Source organism: Pseudomonas rubra (genome assembly GCF_028656935.1).
Lineage (GTDB): Bacteria > Pseudomonadota > Gammaproteobacteria > Pseudomonadales > Pseudomonadaceae > Aquipseudomonas > Aquipseudomonas rubra.
In genome coordinates, this window is the sequence record NZ_JAMDGZ010000019.1 from 210,601 (window position 1) to 233,528 (window position 22,928).

Below are 22,928 nucleotides of genomic sequence, written 5' to 3' on the forward strand. Positions count from 1 at the left end.
TGCTGCATCGACCATCCGTCATTGCCCCCGGGCATGTGCCTGGGCGAAAATGGCCGCCTTTTTTCGTTTCGTAACTAATTCAACACCCAGGAGATAAGCGATGCCCAGCCGTCGTGAGCGTGCCAACGCCATTCGTGCCCTCAGCATGGATGCCGTGCAAAAGGCCAACAGCGGCCACCCCGGTGCCCCTATGGGCATGGCGGATATCGCCGAGGTTCTTTGGCGTGACTACCTGAAACACAACCCGACCAACCCGAACTTTGCTGACCGTGACCGCTTCGTGCTGTCCAACGGCCACGGCTCGATGCTGATCTATTCGCTGCTGCACCTGACCGGCTACGACCTGTCGATCGACGACCTGAAGAGCTTCCGTCAGTTGCACAGCCGTACCCCGGGCCACCCGGAGTTCGGTTACACCCCGGGCGTCGAGACCACCACTGGCCCATTGGGTCAGGGCCTGGCCAATGCCGTTGGTTTCGCCCTGGCGGAAAAAGTCCTGGCGGGTCAGTTCAACCGCAAGGACCACAACATCGTCGATCACCACACCTATGTGTTCCTGGGTGATGGTTGCATGATGGAAGGCATTTCCCACGAAGTCGCTTCCCTGGCCGGTACACTGGGCCTGGGCAAACTGATTGCCTTCTACGATGACAACGGCATCTCCATCGATGGCGAAGTCGAAGGCTGGTTCACCGATGACACCCCTAAGCGTTTCGAAGCCTACAACTGGCAGGTGATCCGCAATGTCGACGGCCACGATCCGGAAGAGATCAAGACTGCCATCGACACCGCTCGCAAGAGCGCGCAGCCGACGCTGATCTGCTGCAAGACCACCATTGGCTTCGGTTCGCCGAACAAAGGTGGCAAGGAAGACTGCCACGGCGCCCCATTGGGTGACGCGGAAATCGCCCTGACCCGTGAGGCGTTGAAGTGGAACCACGGCCCGTTCGAAATCCCGGCTGACATCTACGCCGAGTGGGACGCCAAGGAAGCCGGCAAGGCTACCGAAGCCGAGTGGGACAAGCGTTTCGCCGCCTACTCCGCAGCCTTCCCGGAACTGGCCAGCGAGTTGCTGCGTCGCCTGAGCGGTGACCTGCCGGCTGATTTCGCCGAAAAAGCAGCGGCCTACATCGCCGAAGTCGCGGCCAAGGGCGAGACCATCGCCAGCCGTAAAGCCAGCCAGAACGCCCTGAACGCCTTCGGTCCGCTGCTGCCTGAAATGCTTGGCGGTTCGGCTGACCTGGCCGGTTCCAACCTGACCCTGTGGAAAGGTTGCAAAGGTGTCAGCGCTGAAGACGCCAGTGGCAACTACATGTACTACGGCGTGCGCGAGTTCGGCATGACCGCGATCATGAACGGCGTTGCCCTGCACGGCGGCCTGGTGCCTTACGGCGCGACCTTCCTGATGTTCATGGAATATGCGCGTAACGCAGTACGCATGTCGGCGCTGATGAAACAGCGCGTCATTCACGTCTACACCCACGACTCCATCGGCCTGGGCGAAGACGGCCCGACCCACCAGCCGATCGAGCAACTGACCAGCCTGCGCAGCACGCCAAACCTGGACACCTGGCGCCCAGCCGATGCCGTCGAGTCGGCGGTTTCCTGGAAGTTCGCCCTGGAGCGTAAAGACGGCCCTTCGGCGCTGATCTTCTCGCGTCAGAACCTGCAGCACCAAACCCGTGATGCCGGTCAGATCGCTGACATCAGCCGTGGCGGCTACGTGTTGAAAGACTGCGCAGGCGAGCCTGAGCTGATCCTCATCGCTACCGGTTCTGAAGTGGGCCTGGCTGTTCAGGCATACGACAAACTGACCGAGCAAGGCCGCAAGGCCCGCGTCGTTTCGATGCCGTGCACCAGTGTGTTCGATGCCCAGGACGCTTCCTACAAACAGTCGGTACTGCCACTGGAAGTCGGTGCGCGTATTGCCATCGAAGCGGCCCATGCCGACTTCTGGTACAAGTACGTCGGCCTCGAAGGCCGCGTCATCGGCATGACCACCTACGGCGAGTCGGCACCTGCGTCGGCCTTGTTCGAAGAGTTCGGTTTCACCCTGGAAAACATCCTGGGTACTGCTGAAGAGCTGCTGGAAGACTGATCGATCGTGCTGGATTCATCGCGGGGCAAGCCCGCTCCTACAGTCCTGTAGGAGCGGGCTTGCCCCGCGATTGCAGATAACGCTTCTGTTCCGTGAGCATCCCATGCCCCAATCGCGTCCTTACAAAGTTGCACTCAACGGCTACGGCCGTATTGGTCGTTGCGTCTTGCGCGCACTCTTTGAGCGGGGGGCGAAGGCGGGCTTTGAGATCGTTGCACTGAACGACCTGGCCGATCAGGCCAGTATCGAATACCTGACACGCTTCGACTCCACCCATGGGCGTTTCCCCGGTGAGGTGAAGGTCGATGGCGATTGTCTGCATATCAATGGCGACTGCGTGAAAGTCTTGCGCAGTGCCACCCCCGAAGGGGTTGACTGGGCGGCGCTTGGCGTCGATCTGGTGCTGGAGTGTTCCGGCGCCTACAACACCCGCGCCGATGCCCAGCGCTTTCTCGACGCCGGTGCGCCACGGGTGCTGTTCTCCCAGCCTATGGCCAGTGAAGCGGATGTCGATGCAACCATCGTTTACGGCATCAACCAGGATTGCCTGAACGGCAGCGAGAAGCTGGTCTCCAACGCCTCTTGCACCACCAACTGCGGCGTGCCGCTGCTGCGGGTGCTGGACCAGGCCTTTGGCCTGGAGTACGTGTCGATCACCACCATTCACTCGGCGATGAACGATCAGCCGGTGATCGACGCCTACCACCATGAAGACCTGCGCCGGACCCGTTCGGCGTTCCAGTCGGTGATCCCTGTGTCCACGGGCCTGGCCCGCGGCATCGAGCGGTTACTGCCGGAACTTGCCGGGCGAATTCAGGCCAAAGCCGTACGCGTGCCGACCGTCAACGTGTCGTGCCTGGACATCACCTTGCAGACTGCCCGCGACACCACCGCGGCCGAGGTCAACCGGGTGCTGCGCGAAGCCGCCCTGAGCGGCCCGTTGCAGGGTCTGCTGGCCTACACTGAATTGCCTCACGCCAGTTGTGATTTCAACCATGACCCGCATTCGGCGATTGTCGATGCCAGCCAGACCCGCGTTTCCGGCCCCCGGCTGGTCAACCTGCTGGCCTGGTTCGATAACGAATGGGGTTTTGCCAACCGTATGCTCGACGTTGCCGATCACTTTCTGCACGTCGTCAATCAAACCCGCTCCACTTGTAAACAGCCCTGAAGGACTGCATTCATGACCGTGTTGAAGATGACCGACCTCGATCTGCAAGGTAAGCGCGTACTGATCCGCGAAGACCTCAACGTACCTGTGAAGGACGGTGTGGTTGCCAGCGATGCGCGCATCCTCGCTTCGCTGCCGACCATCAAGCTGGCCCTGGAAAAAGGCGCGGCCGTGATGGTCTGTTCGCACCTGGGCCGTCCGACCGAAGGCGAGTTTTCTGCCGAGAACAGCCTCAAGCCGGTCGCCGAGTACCTGAGCAAGGCCCTGGGCCGCGACGTGCCGCTGGTTGCCGACTACCTCGACGGCGTCGACATCAAGGCCGGTGACATCGTCCTGTTCGAGAACGTGCGCTTCAACAAGGGCGAGAAGAAGAACGCCGACGAGCTGGCGCAGAAGTACGCCGCACTGTGCGACGTGTTCGTGATGGACGCTTTCGGCACCGCTCACCGCGCCGAAGGTTCGACCCACGGCGTGGCCAAGTTTGCCAAGGTGGCGGCTGCAGGCCCGCTGCTGGCTGCCGAGCTGGACGCCCTGGGCAAGGCCCTGAAAGCCCCGGCCAAGCCGATGGCAGCCATCGTTGCCGGCTCCAAGGTTTCTACCAAGCTGGACGTGCTCAACAGCCTGAGCCAGATCTGCGACCTGCTGATTGTCGGTGGCGGCATCGCCAACACCTTCCTGGCTGCGGCCGGTCACCCGGTGGGCAAGTCGCTGTACGAGCCTGACCTGATCGACACCGCCAAGGCCATCGCCGCCAAGGTCAACGTGCCGCTGCCGGTGGACGTCGTGGTTGCCAAGGAATTTGCTGAAAGCGCCGAAGCGACCGTCAAGCAGGTGGCTGACGTTGCCGAAGACGACATGATCCTCGACATCGGCCCGCAAACCGCAGCCAACTTCGCCGAGCTGCTGAAGTCGTCGAAGACCGTCCTGTGGAACGGCCCGGTCGGGGTGTTCGAGTTCGACCAGTTCGGCAACGGCACCAAGGTGCTGGCCAAGGCCATCGCCGACAGCGCTGCGTTCTCCATCGCCGGTGGTGGCGATACCCTGGCGGCCATCGACAAGTATGGCGTTGCCGAGCAAATCTCCTACATTTCTACCGGTGGCGGTGCATTCCTCGAGTTCGTCGAAGGTAAAGTGCTGCCGGCCGTTGAAGTGCTGGAACAGCGGGCCAAGGCCTGATTCACTCAGCGCCTGGCAAAGGGAGCGACCTGATGGTCAAGCAATTGCCTGTGATTATCCTGGCCGGGCTGCTCGGCGCTTGCTCCAGCAATCCGGAGCAAGCGGCGCAAAAGCCCGGCGCGCCGAAAGGTGGTTGCTATCAGTCTGAATGGCAGGCTGAAACAGCCCCGGTGATCAACAAAAGGCTGGGCCCGGATGGCCTGGAAAAATACGACGACGAACATCAACGTCGTGCCCAGGGTTGCCCTTGATCGGTTTGCGGCAACCTACCGGCCGGTTTGTGGTCTGCTAGAGGATATTGGATGAAAGCGGTACTGGCCTTGATGGCCCTGGCAGTGCTTGGTGGTTGCGCAAGCTTCAAACCTGCGCCTGCACCCACCGACAACTGGACCCGCTGGGTCTGTGACAGCCAGGCTGAAGTGCTCTGGCGCTTTGCCGATAGCAGTCAGCAGGACGTGGATGTGCGCCTGGGCGGCGGTGACCAGGTCTACCGGCTCAAGCCTGAGCCCAGTGGTTCGGGTGCGTTGTACAGCGATGGAGTGCTGGCGTTCCACAGCAAGGGTGAAGAGGGCCTGGTGTACTGGGTCGCCACCAACGATTTGATAGGGCGGGGCTGCAAGGCGCCGTGACTGGCCGGGCCGCTTGAAGGCCCACACTACTTGAATAGCAACCGCCGCTGCGGCAGGCTTGCACGAAAAACGACGCTTGTCGGGAGAGAGATACACAATGGCACTCATTAGCATGCGCCAGATGCTGGACCACGCCGCTGAATTCGGCTACGGCGTTCCAGCTTTCAACGTCAACAACCTTGAGCAGATGCGCGCCATCATGGAAGCCGCCGACAAGACCGACTCCCCGGTGATTGTCCAGGCCTCGGCCGGTGCTCGCAAATACGCTGGCGCACCGTTCCTGCGCCACCTGATCCTGGCGGCCATCGAAGAGTTCCCGCACATCCCGGTGTGCATGCACCAGGACCACGGCACCAGCCCTGACGTCTGCCAGCGCTCGATCCAGCTGGGCTTCAGCTCGGTGATGATGGACGGCTCGCTGGGCGAAGACGGCAAGACCCCGACCGACTACGACTACAACGTGCGCGTTACCCAGCAAACCGTTGCCATGGCTCACGCCTGTGGCGTTTCGGTTGAAGGCGAGCTGGGCTGCCTGGGTTCGCTGGAAACCGGCATGGCCGGTGAAGAAGACGGTATCGGCGCCGAAGGCGTGCTGGATCACAGCCAGATGCTGACCGACCCGGAAGAAGCCGCCGACTTCGTCAAACGGACCCAGGTCGATGCCCTGGCGATTGCCATCGGTACCAGCCACGGTGCCTACAAGTTCACCAAACCACCTACCGGTGACGTGCTGGCAATCGACCGCATCAAGGAAATCCACAAGCGCATCCCCAACACCCACCTGGTGATGCACGGTTCGTCCTCGGTACCGCAAGAGTGGCTGGCGATCATCAACCAGTACGGCGGCGACATCAAGGAAACCTACGGCGTACCGGTTGAAGAAATCGTCGAAGGCATCAAATACGGTGTACGCAAGGTCAACATTGACACCGACCTGCGCCTGGCTTCCACCGGTGCCATGCGTCGCCTGATGGCGCAGAACCCGAGCGAGTTCGACCCACGCAAGTTCTTTGGCGAAACCGTCAAGGCCATGCGTGACGTGTGCATCGCGCGTTATGAAGCCTTCGGCACCGCAGGCAACGCTTCGAAGATCAAACCGATCTCCCTGGAAGCGATGTTCCAGCGTTACGCCAAGGGTGAGCTGGCCGCCAAGGTCAACTGAGCCTGAACAGAAAAGCCCGCAGTGATGCGGGTTTTTTTATGCCCGCGCGCCAGGGAGGCGGCGGGCATGGCCCGAACAGACAGACCGTTAGTCGGCTAACAGGCTATTCCGCCCATGATGGCAATGTGCTGACTTCAGATTTCTGGCAGGCGGGTCTAGAGTTACGCACAGATTTCAGCCGAAGTCCGGCATGGGTGTCCAAAGAGAAGCAGCATGGATTGCGCGCAACCTCAGTCACACGATAGCGGCTCAGTGCTGCTGGTCGTTGATGACTACCCGGAAAACCTGATCAGCATGCGGGCCTTGCTGGCTCGCCAGGATTGGCAAGTACTCACCGCGAGCTCGGGGACCGAAGCCCTGAGCGCGCTGCTCGAACATGAAGTGGACCTGGTCCTGCTGGATGTGCAGATGCCGGGCATGGACGGTTTCGAGGTCGCCCGCTTGATGCGCGGCAGTCAGCGCACGCGCCTGACCCCGATCATCTTCCTTACCGCCAACGAGCAGTCCCAGGCCGCCGTGCTCAAGGGCTATGCCAGTGGCGCGGTTGACTACCTGTTCAAGCCCTTCGACCCGCAGATCCTCAAGCCCAAGGTCCAGGCGTTGCTCGAACAGCAGCGCAACCGCCGCTCGTTGCAGCGTCTGAGTCGCGACCTGGAAGCTGCACGGGCATTCAGTGCCTCGGTGCTCAACAATGCCGCCGAAGGCATTCTGGTGGTGGCTGAGGATGGTCAGATCACCTTTGCCAACCCGGCCATTTCACACTTGCTCAAGGCGCCCGTCGAGGCGTTGCAGGGCACTCGCCTGCTCGACTTCGTGCAAGCGCCGGGGATGACCTTGTGGAGTGAGTCGGCCTTTTATCAGGCCTACCTGGATCGGCAGATCTTCCGCATTCACGATGCCCTGCTGCGCACGGCGAGCGGTGAGCCGGTGCCGGTGGCGCTGTCGTGTTCGCCCCTGACCGACGGCCAGCGGGCCATGGTCGTCACCGTGCTGGACATGTCGGTGGTGCGCAGCCTGCACCAGCAACTGGAGTTTCAGGCCGTCACCGACCCCTTGACCGGCCTGCTCAATCGCCGCGGCTTCTACCAGGCGGCCGAGAGCGCGTTGGTGCGCAATGAGCGTAGCGACAAGAGCCAGGCCTTGATGTACCTGGACCTGGATGGCTTCAAGCACATCAATGACTTTCTTGGTCATGAAGCTGGCGACCGGGTGCTGCACTGGGTCGCCGAGCAGCTCAAGGATTGCCTGGGGGCCAAAGCGATCCTTGCGCGGATGGGCGGCGATGAGTTCACTGCGCTGTTCGATGCCCTGGAGTATCCGGAGCAGGCCGCGCGCTTTGCCGAGCGGGTGATCGAGCGGATGTCCATCTGTCAGCAGGTCGAAGGCATGGACGTCACCTTGGGCGTGAGTATCGGCATTGCCACCTACCCCGACTGTGGCGCCAACCTCGACGGCCTGCTGCGCGCGGCCGATGCTGCGATGTATGCGGCCAAGCAGGCCGGGCGCCAGCAATACCGCTATTACGACCAGGACCTCAATGGCCGGGCGCGCTCACGCTTGATGCTCGAAAACTCGGTGCGCGGGGCCATTGAGCACCAGGACTTCAGCCTGGTCTATCAGCCTCAGGTGGCCTTCGCCGATGGGCGCCTGCGTGGCTTTGAGGCGCTGCTGCGCTGGCAGCACCCAAGCGTCGGCGATGTCCCGCCGGGGTTGTTCCTGCCCTTGCTGGAGGAGGCGCGGCTGATCTCGCAACTGGCCAGTTGGATCTATGCCCAGGGTGTGGCCCAGCGGCGCGACTGGCGCGAATGCTTCGACCCCTCTCTGGTGCTGGGCATCAGCCTTAGCCGTGTGCAGTTCGCCATGCCTAACCTGGCCGAGGAGCTGGGGCGGGTGATCGCCAGCCAGGGCTTGGACCCGGCGCAGCTTGAGGTCGAGGTTGCCGAAACCTCGTTGATGGTCAACAACGACGTGGCTTTGAAGCAGCTGCGCAAGTTGCGCGAGCTGGGCGTGCGTATCGCCCTGGACGATTTCGGTGCCGGCGATTGTTCGTTGCGCATGTTGCGTGACCTGCCGATCGATACGCTCAAGCTCGACCGGCATCTGGTCGCCCGATTGCCAGATTCTCAGGCCGACGCGGCGCTGGTGTGCTGTGTCATCGAGTTGTGCAGGCAGTACGCTATCAGCGTGATTGCCGAAGGTGTCGAAACCCTTGAACAGGCGAACTGGCTGCGGGCCAATGGCTGCGAGTACGTGCAGGGCTTTCTGGTGGCACGGCCGATGACCGCGCTTGATGCCGGGGTGTTTCCGGGCTTTTTTGACTGGCAGCGGGTGTAGTTGGGTACACTGGGCGTTTTCTCGCCCGTCGTTTTTGATCATGACCGTGCTCAAGTACCTGCAAGCCTACCCGCCCGCCCTACAAGATCAGGTGCGCCAGTTGATTGCCAGCAATCGCCTGGGCGACTACCTGCTGCAGCGCTATCCGGACAAGCATGCAGTACAGAGTGACAAGGCACTTTACACCTATGCCCAGGCGCTCAAGCAGGAGCACCTGCGCAATGCGCCGAACCTCGACAAGGTGCTGTTCGACAATCGACTTGACCTCACCCATCGCGCGCTCGGCCTGCACACGGCGGTATCGCGGGTACAGGGCGGCAAGCTGAAGGCCAAGAAGGAAATTCGCATTGCCTCGTTGTTCAAGGACGCGGCGCCGCAGTTCCTGAAGATGATCGTGGTGCACGAACTGGCGCACCTCAAAGAGTCCGATCACAACAAGGCGTTCTACCAGCTCTGCGAGTACATGCAGCCGGGCTACCATCAACTGGAATTCGACCTGCGGGTTTACCTGACCTACCGCGAGCTGCCCGCCAGCCTGTAGGCCCTGAGGATGTGCCAATGGAAGTGAGCAAGACCAAGAGCAGTTTTTACCGTCGGCTGTATGTGGCCTGGCTGATCGACAGCCAGACCGCCAGTACGGTCCCGGCCCTGGTGGAGGCCACCGGGATGCCGCGGCGCACCGCCCAGGACACCATTGCCGCGCTGGCTGACCTGGATATTGTCTGCGAGTTCGAGCAGCAGGCCGGGGCACGCAACCATGCTGGCCACTACCGGATTCGCGATTGGGGAGCGATCGACAAGCAGTGGATCATTCAGCACTTGCGCGCCATTCGCGAAGTGCTCGGTTACCCCTGAGGGCCTCATCGCTGGCAAGCCAGCTCCCACAAGTTTCTGTGCAACTCCTGTGGGAGCTGGCTTGCCAGCGATGGGCTGCGCAGCAGCCCTGAACTTCAGCCCCGGCGCATGCCGATATGCGGAATATCGTCTTCCAGGTACTCTACTCCCGCCACCTTGAAGCCATGGCGCCCATAGTAATCCTGCAAATGCGCCTGAGCGGAAAGGTACACCGGCACCTCGGGCCAGAATTCCTCTGCGTACTTGAGCCCCTGCTCCATCAACTCATGCCCCAACCCGCGACCGCGTGCGTCAGCGGCAATCAGCACCCGGCCAATGACCACGTCACCGCCCTGGGATTGCGGATCGAGCAAGCGCAGGTATGCCAGCAGTTTGTCATCCTCCCAGGCCATCAGGTGACAGGTATCGCCTTCCAGGTCCTGGCCATCGACATCCTGGTAGGCGCATTTCTGTTCGACCACGAAGACTTCGGTGCGCAGTTGCAGAATGGCATAGAGTTGTTCCTTGCCAATGTCACTGTGGTGTTTGCAGATCCAGTCGATGGCCATGGGCGTCTCTCAAGCGGTTGATACCCCTGATCATGGCAGACAGCGAGGCGAGGGTCTAATTGCTGCAGGTCAACACAGGCTCAAAGTCGACCAGAATAGAGGCCATTTGATATCATTTGCCTCTGCCCGATTACTTCTTCTTTGTGTAACCTGCGATGGCTGATAGGCACTGAACATTCTCAAGCAGTTGAAATCAACGGCGCGAACCAGGGGTTCGCTAAAGGATTTGAGCATGCGGCCATTGCTTCGAGTCTTGGTTTTACTGGGAATACTGCTACTGGCGAGCACGGCGGCGCAGGCCGCAAAACTGCGTCTGGTTGCCGACAGCTGGCCACCCTTCACGGATGCCAACATGGCCAACGGTGGCCTGGCCACGGCCATCGTCACCACCGCCCTGACCCGTGCCGGCTATGCCAGCCAGTATGAGCAGGTGCCTTGGGCGCGGGCGCTGCTGGGGGTGGGGGACGGCCGCTACGATGTGCTGGTCAATGCCTGGTATAACGATTCGCGCACCCAGATTGGCCAGTTTTCCGCAGGCTACCTGACCAACCGTATACGCCTGCTCAAGCGCAAAGGTGACGCGGTGCGCTTCAATGCCTTGAGCGACCTGTACCCGTTCCCCGTTGCCGTGGTGCGCGACTATGCCTACTCACCCGAGTTCGACAACGACGCCAACTTGCAGAAGATTCCGGTGCGCAGTTTTTCCGTCGCCGTCGGCATGCTGGCCGCTGGTCGTGTGCGTTTGGCACTGGAAGACGAGTTTGTTGCAGGTTACTACCTCAAACGCGAGCCCAAAGCGGTGCGGGAGGCGGTAGAGTTCTTCGACAAGCCCGTCAGCGAGAACAGCCTGCATATCCTGGTCAGCCTGAAGAACCCCGAGCACCAGCAGATTGTCGCCGGCTTCGACCGCGCCATTGCTCAGATGAAAGCCGACGGCAGCTATGCCCGGCTGCTCAAGCAGCACGGCCTGTAATCAGGCCGAGGCGCTGTCCTTGATCAGGTGCGCGGCGAGCGTGCGCAACGGCCCCAGTTGCCGGCAGATCAGTGCCAGCTGGGTTTGGACCAGGCGCTGGTTTTCATCGAGTTCTTCGGGCATCTGCTCAAGGTCGTTGGCCAGGGCTTCCTCGACATCGCTGTGGATCGCCACCGGCAGTTTGCTGGCCAGGCCTTCGGCGATCTCATCCAGGCTGTTGGCCAGGCTTGCCCCGGCGCTATCGATCAGTTGCTCGCGAACCTCGCTAGCAAGGGCTGTGTCGCGGTGTGCGCCCAGGCCCGAAAGATAGCTGAGCAGGGTGTGCGAGAGCACCAGGAAGCGGAAGCCGACGTCTGCTTCTTTACGAAAATGCCCGGGCTCCATGAGCATGTTGGACAGGGTGGTCGACAGCGCCGCATCGGCGTTGTGGGCATTGCGCCGGGCCAGGCGGTAGGCCAGATCGTCGCTCTTGCCCTGGGCGTATTGCTGCATGATCTGGCGTAGGTAGGTACTGTTGCAGCTCAGGGTGTTGGCCAGCACTTTGTTCAGGCGCCGGCCCTGCCAGTCCGGGAGGAACAGGAAGACTGCAAGGATGGCGATCAGGCTGCCCACCAGAGTATCGAACAGCCTTGGCAGGAACAGTCCGTAGCCATCGCCGATCTGGTTGAAGCAGAACAGCACCATCAGGGTAATCGCTGCCGTGGCCAGGGTATAGCGGGTAGTGCGGTTGACGAAGAACACCACCCCAGCGGCGACGGCGAATAGCGACTGGATGATGGGGCTGGGGAACAGGTCGAACAGCGCCCAGCCGACGGTCAGGCCGATGGCGGTGCCGATGATCCGTTGCACCAGCTTGCGCCGTGTGGCGCCGTAGTTGGGCTGGCAGACGAACAGGGTGGTGAGGATGATCCAGTAGCCTTGGGTCGGGTGTATCAGGTGCACCATGCCATAGCCGATCGACAGCGCCAGGGGCAGGCGCAGGGCGTGGCGAAACAGCAGCGAGGTAGGCGTCAGTTGCTGGCGCAGGCGGCTCCAGACGTCCTTGAAGTTGCGCGGCGAACGGTCGAGCAGGCTGCTGTCGCTGGCATCGGCGAGGTTGTCGGGGTTGCTGGCGTCGCTGAGCAGGCGGTCGAGGGTCGCAAGGTTGGCCGCCAGCGCCCGCAGTGAACGCAGCAAGCCGCGCCAGGCCGGATTGCTCTGGATGCGCAGGTGCTCCAGGGATGCGTGCAGGTCTTCCAGGGCCTGGGCGAAGCTGGTGTCGTAGATGAACGGCTGGCGCAACTGGATTGATTCTGACAGTTGCTGGCAAGCCACGCCCTGCTGGCGCAGCAGGCGCTGGCAGCGGAACAGCACATCGCTGTGGAAGAAGGCTTCGGTCAGGGCGTTGTACGGGTAGTGTGAAGAGCTGGCGCGCTCGTGGATGTCCTGGGCAAGGAAGTACAATTTCAAGTAGCGGCTGACTTTCGAGCCCGGCCGGCCATTGCCGACCCGGTGCAGGATGATCTCCTTGGCCGCATTGAGCGCAGCCACTACCCGGCCATTCTGTTGCGCCAGCTCCAGGCGGCGGGCTTCGACGTCCAGCTGGCGGATCGGTTCGAACAGGGTGGCTTTGAGCTTGAGGTAGCGGCCCAGTTCACGGAACAACCGGGCCAGGCTCTGCTGCACCGGCTGGTTGGAAAACAGTGCCTGCCACAGTACCGAAAGCAGGCCGTACCAGGCGGCGCCGGCCACCAGCAGCAGGGGCTCGTGCCAGAAGTCAGTGACTTCGCCGCCGCGCTGGTCGACGCCGATCATGGTATAGACCGACAGGATCAGCGTCGCCGAGGCGATGGCGCCGTAGCGCTCACCGAGGGCGCCGAGCATGGTCAGGGCGAAGCTGGCCAGGGCCAGGGCGCAGCCGAAGATAATCGGGTAAGGGAACAGTAACTCCACCGACAGCGCGGCGACGGTGAAACACACCAAGGTGACGGCCAGGGCATTCAGGCGCCCCTGCCAGCTGTCGTCGGTCTCGGCCAGGGCGCTGGCAATAATCCCCAGGAACAGCGGAATCAGCAGACTCATCTCGTCCTTGTACCAGCACAGCAACATGCTGCCGGTCAGGGCGATGAGAACGCGGATGGCGTAGCTGAACTTGTCCAGGGCCCAGAGGCGGCGCAACGATTGGCTGAGCGAGGAGGATGACATGTCGGGTGGGCAGGCCTTGGGCGATGATCGAAATTGAGCCAGTCAAATGGCAGTCGTGTTACCACGGCCCTTGACCAGCAAAATTTGTTCCTTGATGCGCTGATTCTACCGCGAAGGTTAGACGAACTGCGCGGCCGCGTACGCCGAGGCCCAGGCCCACTGGAAGTTGAAGCCACCCAGGTGGCCGCTGACGTCGAGCACTTCGCCGATAAAGTACAGGCCCGGGCTTTTCAGCGATTCCATGGTTTTCGACGAGACTTCGCGGGTATCGACGCCGCCCAGGGTGACTTCAGCGGTGCGATAGCCTTCGGTGCCGGCCGGCACCACCTGCCAGGCCCCAAGCTTGTCGCTGACCTGGGCCAGTTCCGCCGGGGTGTACTGCTTCATCGGTTTGGAGGCGAACCAGTGTTCGGCCAGCAGGTTGGCCATCTTCTTGGTGAAGATCTCCCCGAGCAGGGTCTTGAGCTCGCTGTTGGGGCGCTCGGCCTGCTGCTGTTGCAGCCAGCTCAGGGCGTCGTGCTCTGGCAGCAGGTTGATCTCAACGGTATCGCCGGCCTGCCAGAACGAAGAAATCTGCAGGATCGCCGGGCCGCTCAGGCCGCGGTGGGTGAACAGCAGGTTCTCGCGAAAGCTGTTGCCGTTGCAACTGGCCACGCAATCTACCGAGGTGCCCGACAGTTCAGTGCAGATTGCCTTGAGCTGCGGTTCGGTGATGGTAAATGGCACCAGGCCTGCACGGGTCGGTAGCAGGCTGTGGCCGAACTGGCGGGCGACCTGATAGCCGAAGCCGGTGGCGCCCAGGGTCGGGATCGACAGGCCGCCGGTGGCGATCACCAGTGACTGGCAACGGAACTGGCCGGCGCTGGTTTCCAGCAGGTAGCCGCTGTCGAGTTTTTCGATCTGCTCGATGCTGGTGTCCATGCGCAACTCGGCGCCAGCGCTGGCGCATTCGTCCAGGAGCATGCCGAGGATGTCGCTGGATTTGTTATCGCAGAACAGCTGGCCGAGTTTTTTCTCGTGATAGGGCACGCCGTGCTTGCCGACCATCTCGATGAAGTCCCACTGGGTGTAGCGGGCCAGGGCTGACTTGCAAAAGTGCGGGTTCTGCGAGAGGAAGTTGCCAGGCTCAGTGTACATGTTGGTGAAATTGCAGCGGCCACCGCCGGACATGAGGATCTTTTTGCCCGGTTTGTTGGCATGGTCGAGCAACAGCACCTGACGGCCGCGTTTGGCGGCGCTCAAGGCGCACATCAGGCCGGCGGCGCCAGCGCCGATGATGATCACTTCGGTGGAACGCACTGCTAAATCCTCGAGAGTTCGGTGGTGATGCGATCGCGGGGCAAGCCCGCTCCTGTAGGAGCGGGCTTGCCCCGCGAAAAGGTTGTCAGACGATCCGCACTCGCAAAGACCGCCCCTTGATCTTGCCGCTGTTGAGCCGCTGCAGTGCCTGCTTGGCCACTGCCCGCTCGACGGCGACGAAGGCCTGGAAGTCGAAAATGGCAATCTTGCCAACCTGAGTGCCCGGCAATCCGGCATCGCCGGTCAGGGCGCCAAGAATGTCGCCCGGGCGCAGTTTGTCCTTGCGTCCGGCCGCGATGCACAGGGTGCACATGGTTGGCAGCAGTGGTTCACCGTTCTGGGCCTTGAGGCTGTCCAGTTGCTCCCAGCGCAAGTCGGCTTTCTGCATCTCTTCAATGGCCTTGGCGCGATGGCCTTCGGCTGGTGCCACCAGGCTCACTGCCAGGCCTTTCTCTCCAGCACGGCCAGTACGACCGACACGGTGCACGTGAATTTCGGCATCACGGGCCAGCTCGACGTTGATGACCATGTCCAGGGCATCGATGTCCAGGCCGCGGGCGGCGACATCGGTGGCTACCAGCACCGATAGGCTACGGTTGGCGAACAGGGTCAGGACCTGGTCGCGGTCACGTTGCTCCAGATCACCGTGCAAGGCCTGGGCAGCAATGCCTTGGGCCTGCAGGTGTTCGATCAGTTCCTGGCACTGCTGCTTGGTGAAGCAGAAAGCCACGCAGGATTGCGGGCGGAAGTGGCCGAGCAATTTGCTCACCGCGTCCATGCGCTGATCTGGATTGATCTCGTAGAAGCGCTGTTCGATCTGGCTGTCGGCGTGCTGCGAATCGACTTTGACGGTTTGCGGGTCGCGCATGAACGTCGAGGCCAGTTGCTTGATGCCAGCCGGGTAAGTGGCCGAGAACAGCAGGGTCTGGCGACGCTTGGGGGTCTGCTCGATGATGTCGGCGATGGCGTCGTAAAAGCCCATGTCGAGCATGCGGTCAGCTTCGTCGAGGATAAGTTTGTTCAGACCATCGAGTACCAGGGTGCCCTTGCTTAAGTGCTGCTGCACACGGCCAGGGGTGCCGACGATGATGTGCGCGCCATGTTCAAGCGAAGCGATCTGTGGGCCGAGGGATACGCCGCCACACAGGGTCAGGATCTTGATGTTGTCTTCAGCGCGGGCCAGGCGACGCAGCTCCTTGGCCACTTGGTCAGCCAGCTCGCGAGTCGGGCACAGGACCAGGGCCTGGCAGCCAAAGAAACGCGGGTTGATCGGGTTGAGCAGGCCGATGCCAAAGGCGGCGGTTTTGCCGCTACCGGTCTTGGCCTGGGCGATCAGGTCCATGCCCTTGAGGATTACCGGCAGGCTCTGGGCCTGGATCGGGGTCATCTGGGCGTAGCCGAGGGCGTCCAGGTTGGCCAGCATGGCGGCGGACAGCGGCAAAGTGGCGAAGGCGGTGGCAATGGTGGTCACGAGACTGGCCTGCAAAACAAAATGTCGCGCAGTGTACCAGCCTCGTGGCCTTTAGCCCTAAGGCTCGATCTCCGGTTCCGGACGAGGGGCACGCCTTCCGTCCGCCCTGGACAGCTGCATGAAGATAGCCGCCGCCAGCATGGCCATCAGGCCGATGGTCACAAAGGTCAGCTGGAACGCTCCAAGGGTGCTCTCCACGCCCTCGGCACTGCCTGCGGCGGTAAAGCCGCCAAGCAGTGCGCCGGCGCAGGCCACGCCCAGGCTCAGCGACAGTTGCGCGACCACCGACAGCAGGCTGTTGCCGCTGCTGGCGCTGCTGTCGTCGAGATCAATCAGGGTCACGGTATTCATCGCCGTGAACTGCATCGAGTTGACCGCGCCCAACAGGGCAAGCTGGAACAACAGCAGGGCGTAAGGCGTCTGTTCGTCGACCAGGCCCAGGCTGGCCAGCAGCAGGCCCAGCAGCAGGGTGTTGCCGGTAAGGATGGTGCGGTAGCCGAAGCGCTCGATCAGCGGCCGGGCAATCGACTTGGCAACCATTGCCGCAGCAGCCAGCGGGATCATGCTCATGCCGGCCTGGGACGGTGAGTAGCCCAGCGCCACCTGCAACAGCAGCGGTACCAGAAACGGCAGGGCGCCGCTGCCCAGGCGGGCGAACAGGTTACCGAGGATGCCCACCGAAAAGGTCCGGGTGCGGAACAGTCTGGGCGAAAACAGCGGGTTGTCGATGCTGCCAGCGCGCAGCCAGTAGGCGGCCAGGCAGGCCATGCCGGCGAACAGCAGCAACATTACCCGCAGGTGCGGCAGGTGCAACTCACCCAGGCCTTCCATGGCGATGGTGATCAGCACCATCGCCGCGCCGAACAGCACGAAGCCGATACCGTCGAAGCGGGTACGTTCTGAGCCACGCAGGTCGGGGATGAATTTCCACACCGCATAGCAGCCGATGGCACCAACGGGCAGGTTGAGCAGGAAGATCCAGTGCCAGCTGAGAATCTCCACCAGCCAGCCGCCCATGGTCGGGCCCAGCAACGGGCCGAGCAGGCCGGGGATGGTGATGAAGCTCATGATTCTCACCAGCTCCGAGCGCGGGTAGGCACGCAGTACTACCAGCCGCCCGACTGGCAGCATCAGTGCCCCGCCCAGACCCTGGACCACCCGTGCCGCCACCAGCATGCCGAGGCTGCTGGCCAGGGCGCAGAGCAGCGAGCCGAGGCTGAACAACAAGATGGCGCCGAAGAAGATGCGCTTGGTGCCGAAGCGGTCGGCAATCCAGCCCGACGCCGGAATCAGCAAAGCCACGGTGAGCATGTAGGCGATGATCACCGACTGCATGCGCAGTGGGTCTTCGGCCAAGTCACGAGCCATGGCGGGCAGGGCTGTATTGAGGATGGTGCCGTCGAGCGACTGCATGAAAAAAGCGATGGCCACCACCCAGGGAATCCAGCGGGCGGTGGTCGGGTCCAGCGGGGCGCGGTTGGGCATGGGCATCTCTACAAAGTCGAGGGCCTCATCGCCGGCAAGCCGGCTCCGACAGGGACAAGTTCACACAGATCCGTGTGGGAGCTGGCTTGCCAGCGATCGGGGTTATCACAGTGTCAACGTCAGGCACTTGACCAACGCTCCCGGCAAATGGCTCGAACTGGTCTGGCGCTGGCCATAGGTGCTGGTCGACAGAATCAGTTCACGCTCAGTCGTCAACGCCTCCAGTTGCGAACCCAGCAGGCTGTAGACGCTGTCATCAAAGCGCATGGTGCTCACCGGTGCCTGGATTTCGCCATTCTCCACCCAGAAGGTGGCGAAGCGGGTCAGGCCGGTCATGCGCGCCGCAGGCAGGTCCGAGTAGTTCAGGTACCAGAGGTTGCTGATGTACAGGCCGGTGCCCAGGCGGGCGAGGATTTCGCTGTGTGCAAGCTGACCTGGCGCCATACTCAGGGCGCAGGGCGCTTCATGACTGTCGGCACCGTTGGCGGCCAGTTCGAACTCGGCGGCGCTGCGGGCGCAGACCAGGCGGTCCTGCGCCTGCCCTTGGTTGATCAGCTTGAGGTCGCTGCGCAGCAAACCCTCGTCTGAGAATGACGGGCTCAGCGAGCCGCTGACCTGCTCGGCGATGTTGGTCAACGGGCTCAGGCTGGCATCGCCGCTGTACAGGCGTTGCAGCGGGCTGTTCTTGGTGGCGATGGCCTGGGCCGAGAAGCCACCCCAGCACAGCATCCCCATGATTTCGTCCAGCGCGGCCGGGGCCAGGTAGGCGCGGTATTGGCCGGGGGCGAGCTTTTTCAATGGGCGGCCGAGGTAATCAAGCTGTTCGCGGGCTTGCCGAAGGCGCACAGCGAATGCTTCGCCATCCCAGGTCTGGCCAGCATAGTTGGCTTTGACGGCCTCGCCGTTGTTGTGGAACAGGCTCCAGTCGAAGTTGAAGCTGTTGGCCTGGTGCCAGCCAAAAGCCCCGAACGAGCTGGCAAAGCCCCGGCAGGTCGGGCCTGCGGCGTAGATGCCGACCAGGTCCAGATCACCCGCGCCTTGCTCGATCTGCGCCAGTACCGCAGTGCTGTCTGGCAGTGGATGATCTTGCACACTATGGCTTTGCCAGGCGCTGTCGTTGAGTTGCAGGTAAGGGTCGGGCTCGAGCAGCGGCAGGATCTGGCGCAATTGTTCCAGCGCCTGCTGCAAACGCAGGTGGTCGACTTCGGCGTCGTTGCCGAGGGTGAACTGCAACTCGGCCTGGCGCCCGTCGGCGACCAGTTTGAGCACGCAACTGGCCTGCTGCACTTCACCGGCCTGGCGCACCTTGGCGTGATTGAAACGAATGAACTGTGAGTGTTCGCCGCTGTAGCTGAGGGTGAAGTGCTCAGGGGTGCGCACTGCGTCGCGCAGGTTGGCGACCAGGTCCTGGAAACTGTGCAATGGGGTGGCAGCCATCAGGCGTCTCCTCCGAATACGTCGATCTGGCTGAATACGCAGGCAGGGGAGGCGTGCCCCACCCGTACCACCTGGTTGGGTTCGCCCTTGCCGCAGTTCGGCGTGCCCAGCACCTGCAAGGTACTGGCGTCACCGACGGCGCTGAGGTTGCCCCAGAACTGTGCGGAGATGCCGCGGTAATTGGGATTCTTGACCACGCCCTTGAGTTCGCCGTTCTCGATCAACTGGCCCCATTCGCAGCCGAACTGGAACTTGTTGCGCGCGTCGTCAATCGACCACGAGCGATTGGTGCGCATCAGGATGCCCTGCTCGATGCCACCGATCAGTTGTGCCAGAGTCTTGTCCCCCGGCTCGATGTTGAGGTTGGCCATGCGGTCGATCGGTGCGCGGTTCCAGCCGCAGGCGCGGCTGTTGGCCACACCCTCAAGGCCTGAGCGGAACTGCGACAGAGCGCCACCTAGCGGGCGAATCAGCAAACCGTCCTTGATCAGGAACTGCTTGAGCGCAGGGCTGCCGTCATCGTCGTGGCTGTAGCTGGCCAACTCCTCGCGGATCGAGGGGTCGAAGGTCACATTGAGCAGGTTCGAGCCGTATTGCAGGTTGCCAAAGTCGCTGGCCTTGACGAAGCTGGTGCCAGCGTAATTGCGCTCGTCGCCGAGGATGCGGTCCATTTCCAGCGGGTGACCGATGGACTCGTGGATCTGCAGCATCATCTGGTCGGGCATCAGCAGCAGGTCGCGCGCACCGCTCGGGGTGTTTGGCGCCAGCAACAGCTGCAGGGCCTGATCCGCGACCTTGGCCCCGGCTCCGACCAGGCCGCAGCGCTCTATCACATCCAGGCCACCTTGCTGGCCGAAGTTCTCTCGGCCCAGGGTGCGAGTCTGGCTGTCCTGGCCGTCGAAGGCGGTGGTACTGAAACCCGGGTAAATGAAGCGCTGGGCCTGGCGCAACTCGGCACCGGCACTGTTCAGGTAGATTTGCTCGATGTTGCTGAGGCCTAGGCTGGCCTGCCAGTTCACCAGGCGGCTGTCACTGGGCACGCTGGCCGACTCCCGGGCGAGCAGGGCGTAGCAGTCGGCGAGGGCCGGGAAGGCTTGCTCAAGGTTGGGCGAGCAGTAGTCAGCGCGGCCTGTGGCCACCGGCTGTTCGCGCAGGTCGAGCAGGGCGCGGCCGGCGATTTGCCGGGCCAGTGCTTCAGCCTGCTCCAGTGCGCGTTGCAAGCCCGATTGAGACAGGTCGGCGGTGGCTGCGTAGGTTTCCACACCATTGACGCGCACGGTGAGCATCGCGCCTTCATCACGGCTGAGGAACGGCGGCTCGGCGATATTCTTGCGCACCGACAGGTGCTGCTGGCTCTGCTGCACATAACGCAGGGAGAAAAATTCGCTACTGCTGCGCAGAGCGGCGAAGCGCTGGCGCAGCAATGCGGTCAACTCGAACATGCGGGAACCTCCGTGTGCGGTGGTTCCCCCTCAGAACCACTCGTCGTGCATGCTCAGGCAGGTATCGTCACGGGCCGCGAGCAATGCCAGCTCATTATGGCAGCCCGGCACTTCCCAGGTCAGGAAATAACGTGCGGCCTGCAATTTGCCCAAGTAGAAGTCGCGATCGGCCGGATTGCCCCGGGCCAGGCCCTGTTCGGCACGGATCGCCTGCTCCAGCCAGCGCCAGCCAATCACGCAGTGACCAAAGGCCTTGAGGTACAGCGCCGAGTTGGCCAGGGCGATGTTGACCTGGCCTTGGGCCAGATCAGCGAGCAGGCCCAGGGTTATTTCCTGCAGGCGGTTAAGCAACTGCTCCAAGGGTGCGCGCAGGCGATCTAGGCTGCTGTGCCGGTGGGCCTGCTCGCAAGTCACGGCGATCAGGCGGACCAGTTGCTTGAGCCCGGCCCCCCCGTTCTGCGCCAGCTTGCGCCCGAGCAGGTCCAGTGACTGGATGCCATGGGTGCCTTCGTGGATGGGGTTCAGGCGGTTGTCGCGGTAGTACTGCTCGACCGGATACTCGCGGGTGTAGCCATGGCCGCCGAGAATCTGGATGGCCAGTTCGTTGGCCTTGAGGCAGAACTCCGAGGGCCAGGACTTGACGATTGGTGTCAGCAGGTCGAGCAGTTCATGAGCCTGTTGGCGAGCGGCTTCGCTCTCGCCGCTCTGGGTTTCATCGAACAGCCGGGCCGCATACAGGCCCAGGTCGAAGGCGCCCTCGACGTAGGCCTTCTGGGTCAGCAGCATGCGTTTCACATCGCTGTGCTGGATGATCGGTACAGCAGCGATGGTCGGATCCTTGTTGTCCGGCAGGCGCCCCTGCGGACGCTGGCGGGCGTACTCCAGCGAGTACAGGTAGCCGGCATAGCCGAGCATCACCGCCCCCATGCCGACGCCGATACGCGCCTCGTTCATCATCTGGAACATGCAGGCCAGGCCCTGGTGTGGCTTGCCCACCAGGTAGCCGACGCACTGGTTGTTATCGCCGAAGTTCAGTGCCGTCGAGGTGGTTCCGCGCCAACCCATCTTGTGAAACAGTCCGGCCAGCAGCACATCGTTGCGCGGGCCCAGGCTGCCGTCGGCGTTGACCAGGAACTTGGGTACGATAAACAGCGAAATGCCCTTCACCCCCGGCGGCGCATCTGGCAGCTTGGCCAGCACCATGTGCACGATGTTTTCCGACAGTGGATGGTCACCGCCGGAAATGAAGATCTTGTTGCCGCGCAGTCGGTAGCTGCCATCGCCAGCCGGTTCGGCGCGGGTGCGGATGTCGGCCAGGGATGAGCCGGCATGGGGCTCGGTCAAAGCCATGGTGCCGAAGAAACGCCCTTCGATCATTGGCTGCAGGAACAGGCGCTTCTGTTCCTCGCTGCCAAAGTTTTCAATCAGATTGGCGGCGCCCATGGTCAGGAACGGATAGGCCGTGGTCCCGGCATTGGCGGCCTGGAAGTGGGCGAAACAGGCTTGCGACAGCAGGGTCGGCAACTGCATGCCGCCGGCTTCGAAGTCACGGCTGGCATTGAGAAAGCCGGCTGCCAGGAAGGCATCGACCGCAGGTTTGACCTCGGGGATCAACACCGCCTCGCCATTTTCAAAGCGTGGCTCATGCTCGTCACCCTTGCGGTTGTGCGGGGCAAAATACCTTTCGGCGAGGGTCCGTGCGGCATTCAAGGCGGCGTCGAAGGTTTCGCGTGTGTGCTCGGCAAAGCGCGGGCGTTGGGTCAGGGCCTCGGCGTTGAGCACTTCGTAGAGTTCGAAGGCCAGGTTGCGGGCGCTGAGCAGGGTCTCGGACATGGCGGCATTCCTGTCTGGGGATGGGCCGAGTCTAGGGGGGAGGCAGGGATCAGGACAGGTTAATAGGTGCAGGTGATGACGGGGCATGAGCGAGCTAATCCGCTCAGCTTAGGACCGGTCGTACTTTGGGTTAGGACCCGTAGGGCAGATTTCGAATGCCTCAAACCGGTTAGATATCAACTCATTCTATGGTCCATCCAGTCGGTATTCGTCGATGTCGTTAGAAACAATCGCCAGGGTCAACAATGGCCCTCAATTTTATGTGGTGTCGCCCAAAAAGCTGGCCATCATGAGTTTCTTCACTTTTGGCCTGTATTGGTGGTTCTGCTTTCACCGAAACTGGGTCTTGCACCGAAAAACTACAGGCGAGCCTGTCTTGCCGTTGGTCCGCGCCTTGTTCCAGGTCATTTTCCTATATCCATTGATGAGGCGGATCGATGCACGGATTCACCATTCAAGGCTTGAATACCGATGGTCACCATTGCTCCTGACATCGCTTTACCTGATTGGCGTGGGGCCTTTGCTGTTGTTGGATCAGGGCGCCTGGGAGCACTTCTTTCATATCGCCACGATGCTCCTGCTGACTTCACATGGAGTGTTCATCTGGGTGATTGTCAGAATTCAGTGCGCCATCAACTTCAGTGAAGGAGATGAGCAAGGGGTGGCCAATGCAAAGCTGTCGCTAGTTAACTGGATCTGGATGCTTTGCGGGCTATTGTTTTGGCCGTCGTTGGTGTTGCTTGCTGTAGGCTCGCTGGCAATAGATCTTTATTGAGCGCATAACGAAAAAGGGAGAGCCGATGCTCTCCCTTCTTCGTTGTGGCGCTAACG

The 22,928-nt window shown here is 62.1% G+C and carries 19 protein-coding genes; 11 read left to right on the plus strand and 8 right to left on the minus strand.

All coding sequences use genetic code 11. The features are described 5' to 3' along the window. Positions 1 to 100: 100 nt before the first annotated feature. From tkt to M5G17_RS10530, 9 genes are all read left to right on the plus strand, one after another. A complete protein-coding gene (gene tkt / locus M5G17_RS10490; protein ID WP_273892848.1) occupies positions 101 to 2,098 on the plus strand; it encodes a transketolase in 1,998 nt (665 codons plus the stop codon). A 103-nt stretch (positions 2,099 to 2,201) separates the two neighbouring features. Continuing rightward, the gene (gene epd, locus M5G17_RS10495) at positions 2,202 to 3,269 is read left to right on the plus strand and encodes an erythrose-4-phosphate dehydrogenase (protein ID WP_273892849.1); all 1,068 of its coding nucleotides are present in this window, start codon (positions 2,202 to 2,204) and stop codon (positions 3,267 to 3,269) included. Positions 3,270 to 3,281: 12 nt separating this feature from the next. Continuing rightward, entirely contained in the window at positions 3,282 to 4,445 is a 1,164-nt protein-coding gene (locus M5G17_RS10500; protein WP_273892850.1) for a phosphoglycerate kinase, read from the plus strand. Further along, positions 4,445 to 4,696, plus strand: a complete 252-nt coding sequence (locus M5G17_RS10505) for a hypothetical protein (protein ID WP_420793373.1) — start codon at positions 4,445 to 4,447, stop codon at positions 4,694 to 4,696. The genes M5G17_RS10500 and M5G17_RS10505 overlap by 1 nt, the downstream gene beginning before the upstream one ends. 51 nt (positions 4,697 to 4,747) lie before the next feature. Next, positions 4,748 to 5,074, plus strand: a complete 327-nt coding sequence (locus M5G17_RS10510; protein WP_130262751.1) for an MliC family protein — start codon at positions 4,748 to 4,750, stop codon at positions 5,072 to 5,074. 97 nt (positions 5,075 to 5,171) lie between these two features. Continuing rightward, complete coding sequence (gene fba, locus M5G17_RS10515; RefSeq protein ID WP_273892852.1) at positions 5,172 to 6,236, plus strand: class II fructose-bisphosphate aldolase; 1,065 nt, start codon at positions 5,172 to 5,174, stop codon at positions 6,234 to 6,236. Positions 6,237 to 6,449: 213 nt separating this feature from the next. Continuing rightward, positions 6,450 to 8,570: a putative bifunctional diguanylate cyclase/phosphodiesterase gene (locus M5G17_RS10520; RefSeq protein ID WP_273892853.1), complete on the plus strand. Its 2,121-nt coding sequence runs from the start codon at positions 6,450 to 6,452 to the stop codon at positions 8,568 to 8,570. A 40-nt stretch (positions 8,571 to 8,610) separates the two neighbouring features. Beyond that, the gene (locus M5G17_RS10525; protein WP_273892854.1) at positions 8,611 to 9,111 is read left to right on the plus strand and encodes a M48 metallopeptidase family protein; all 501 of its coding nucleotides are present in this window, start codon (positions 8,611 to 8,613) and stop codon (positions 9,109 to 9,111) included. Positions 9,112 to 9,128: 17 nt separating this feature from the next. Then, positions 9,129 to 9,425, plus strand: coding sequence for a winged helix-turn-helix domain-containing protein (locus M5G17_RS10530; RefSeq protein ID WP_273892855.1), 297 nt, complete (start codon positions 9,129 to 9,131; stop codon positions 9,423 to 9,425). Positions 9,426 to 9,520: 95 nt separating this feature from the next. Here the strand turns inward: M5G17_RS10530 and M5G17_RS10535 are convergent, their stop codons facing one another. Further along, complete coding sequence (locus M5G17_RS10535; protein ID WP_273892856.1) at positions 9,521 to 9,973, minus strand: GNAT family N-acetyltransferase; 453 nt, start codon at positions 9,971 to 9,973, stop codon at positions 9,521 to 9,523. 232 nt (positions 9,974 to 10,205) lie between these two features. On the opposite strand from M5G17_RS10535, the gene M5G17_RS10540 reads away from it, so the two are divergent. Continuing rightward, complete coding sequence (locus M5G17_RS10540) at positions 10,206 to 10,946, plus strand: substrate-binding periplasmic protein (RefSeq protein ID WP_273892857.1); 741 nt, start codon at positions 10,206 to 10,208, stop codon at positions 10,944 to 10,946. Here the strand turns inward: M5G17_RS10540 and yccS are convergent, their stop codons facing one another. The 7 genes from yccS to M5G17_RS10575 all read right to left on the minus strand — a co-directional run bounded on the left by yccS (position 10,947) and on the right by M5G17_RS10575 (position 22,097). After that, positions 10,947 to 13,130 (minus strand): YccS family putative transporter, encoded by a 2,184-nt coding sequence (gene yccS / locus M5G17_RS10545; RefSeq protein WP_273892858.1) that lies wholly within the window; start codon positions 13,128 to 13,130, stop codon positions 10,947 to 10,949. Positions 13,131 to 13,247: 117 nt separating this feature from the next. Beyond that, positions 13,248 to 14,429 carry a BaiN/RdsA family NAD(P)/FAD-dependent oxidoreductase gene (locus M5G17_RS10550; RefSeq protein WP_273892859.1) on the minus strand — a complete coding sequence of 394 codons (1,182 nt, stop codon included), beginning with the start codon at positions 14,427 to 14,429 and terminating at the stop codon, positions 13,248 to 13,250. A gap of 85 nt (positions 14,430 to 14,514) precedes the next feature. Continuing rightward, on the minus strand, positions 14,515 to 15,852 hold the full coding sequence (gene dbpA / locus M5G17_RS10555) for an ATP-dependent RNA helicase DbpA (protein WP_273892925.1): 1,338 nt from the start codon (positions 15,850 to 15,852) through the stop codon (positions 14,515 to 14,517). A gap of 105 nt (positions 15,853 to 15,957) precedes the next feature. Next, positions 15,958 to 17,385 (minus strand): multidrug transporter subunit MdtD, encoded by a 1,428-nt coding sequence (mdtD, locus tag M5G17_RS10560; protein ID WP_273892860.1) that lies wholly within the window; start codon positions 17,383 to 17,385, stop codon positions 15,958 to 15,960. Positions 17,386 to 17,490: 105 nt separating this feature from the next. Beyond that, positions 17,491 to 18,822 carry a TldD/PmbA family protein gene (locus tag M5G17_RS10565; protein ID WP_273892861.1) on the minus strand — a complete coding sequence of 444 codons (1,332 nt, stop codon included), beginning with the start codon at positions 18,820 to 18,822 and terminating at the stop codon, positions 17,491 to 17,493. Beyond that, the gene (locus tag M5G17_RS10570; protein ID WP_273892862.1) at positions 18,822 to 20,264 is read right to left on the minus strand and encodes a TldD/PmbA family protein; all 1,443 of its coding nucleotides are present in this window, start codon (positions 20,262 to 20,264) and stop codon (positions 18,822 to 18,824) included. Before M5G17_RS10570 ends, M5G17_RS10565 begins: the two co-directional genes overlap by 1 nt. A gap of 30 nt (positions 20,265 to 20,294) precedes the next feature. Beyond that, positions 20,295 to 22,097, minus strand: a complete 1,803-nt coding sequence (locus tag M5G17_RS10575) for an acyl-CoA dehydrogenase (RefSeq protein ID WP_273892863.1) — start codon at positions 22,095 to 22,097, stop codon at positions 20,295 to 20,297. A 214-nt stretch (positions 22,098 to 22,311) separates the two neighbouring features. Between M5G17_RS10575 and M5G17_RS10580 the strand changes: the two genes are divergently transcribed. Further along, a complete protein-coding gene (locus tag M5G17_RS10580) occupies positions 22,312 to 22,872 on the plus strand; it encodes a hypothetical protein (protein ID WP_273892864.1) in 561 nt (186 codons plus the stop codon). Positions 22,873 to 22,928: the final 56 nt, after the last annotated feature.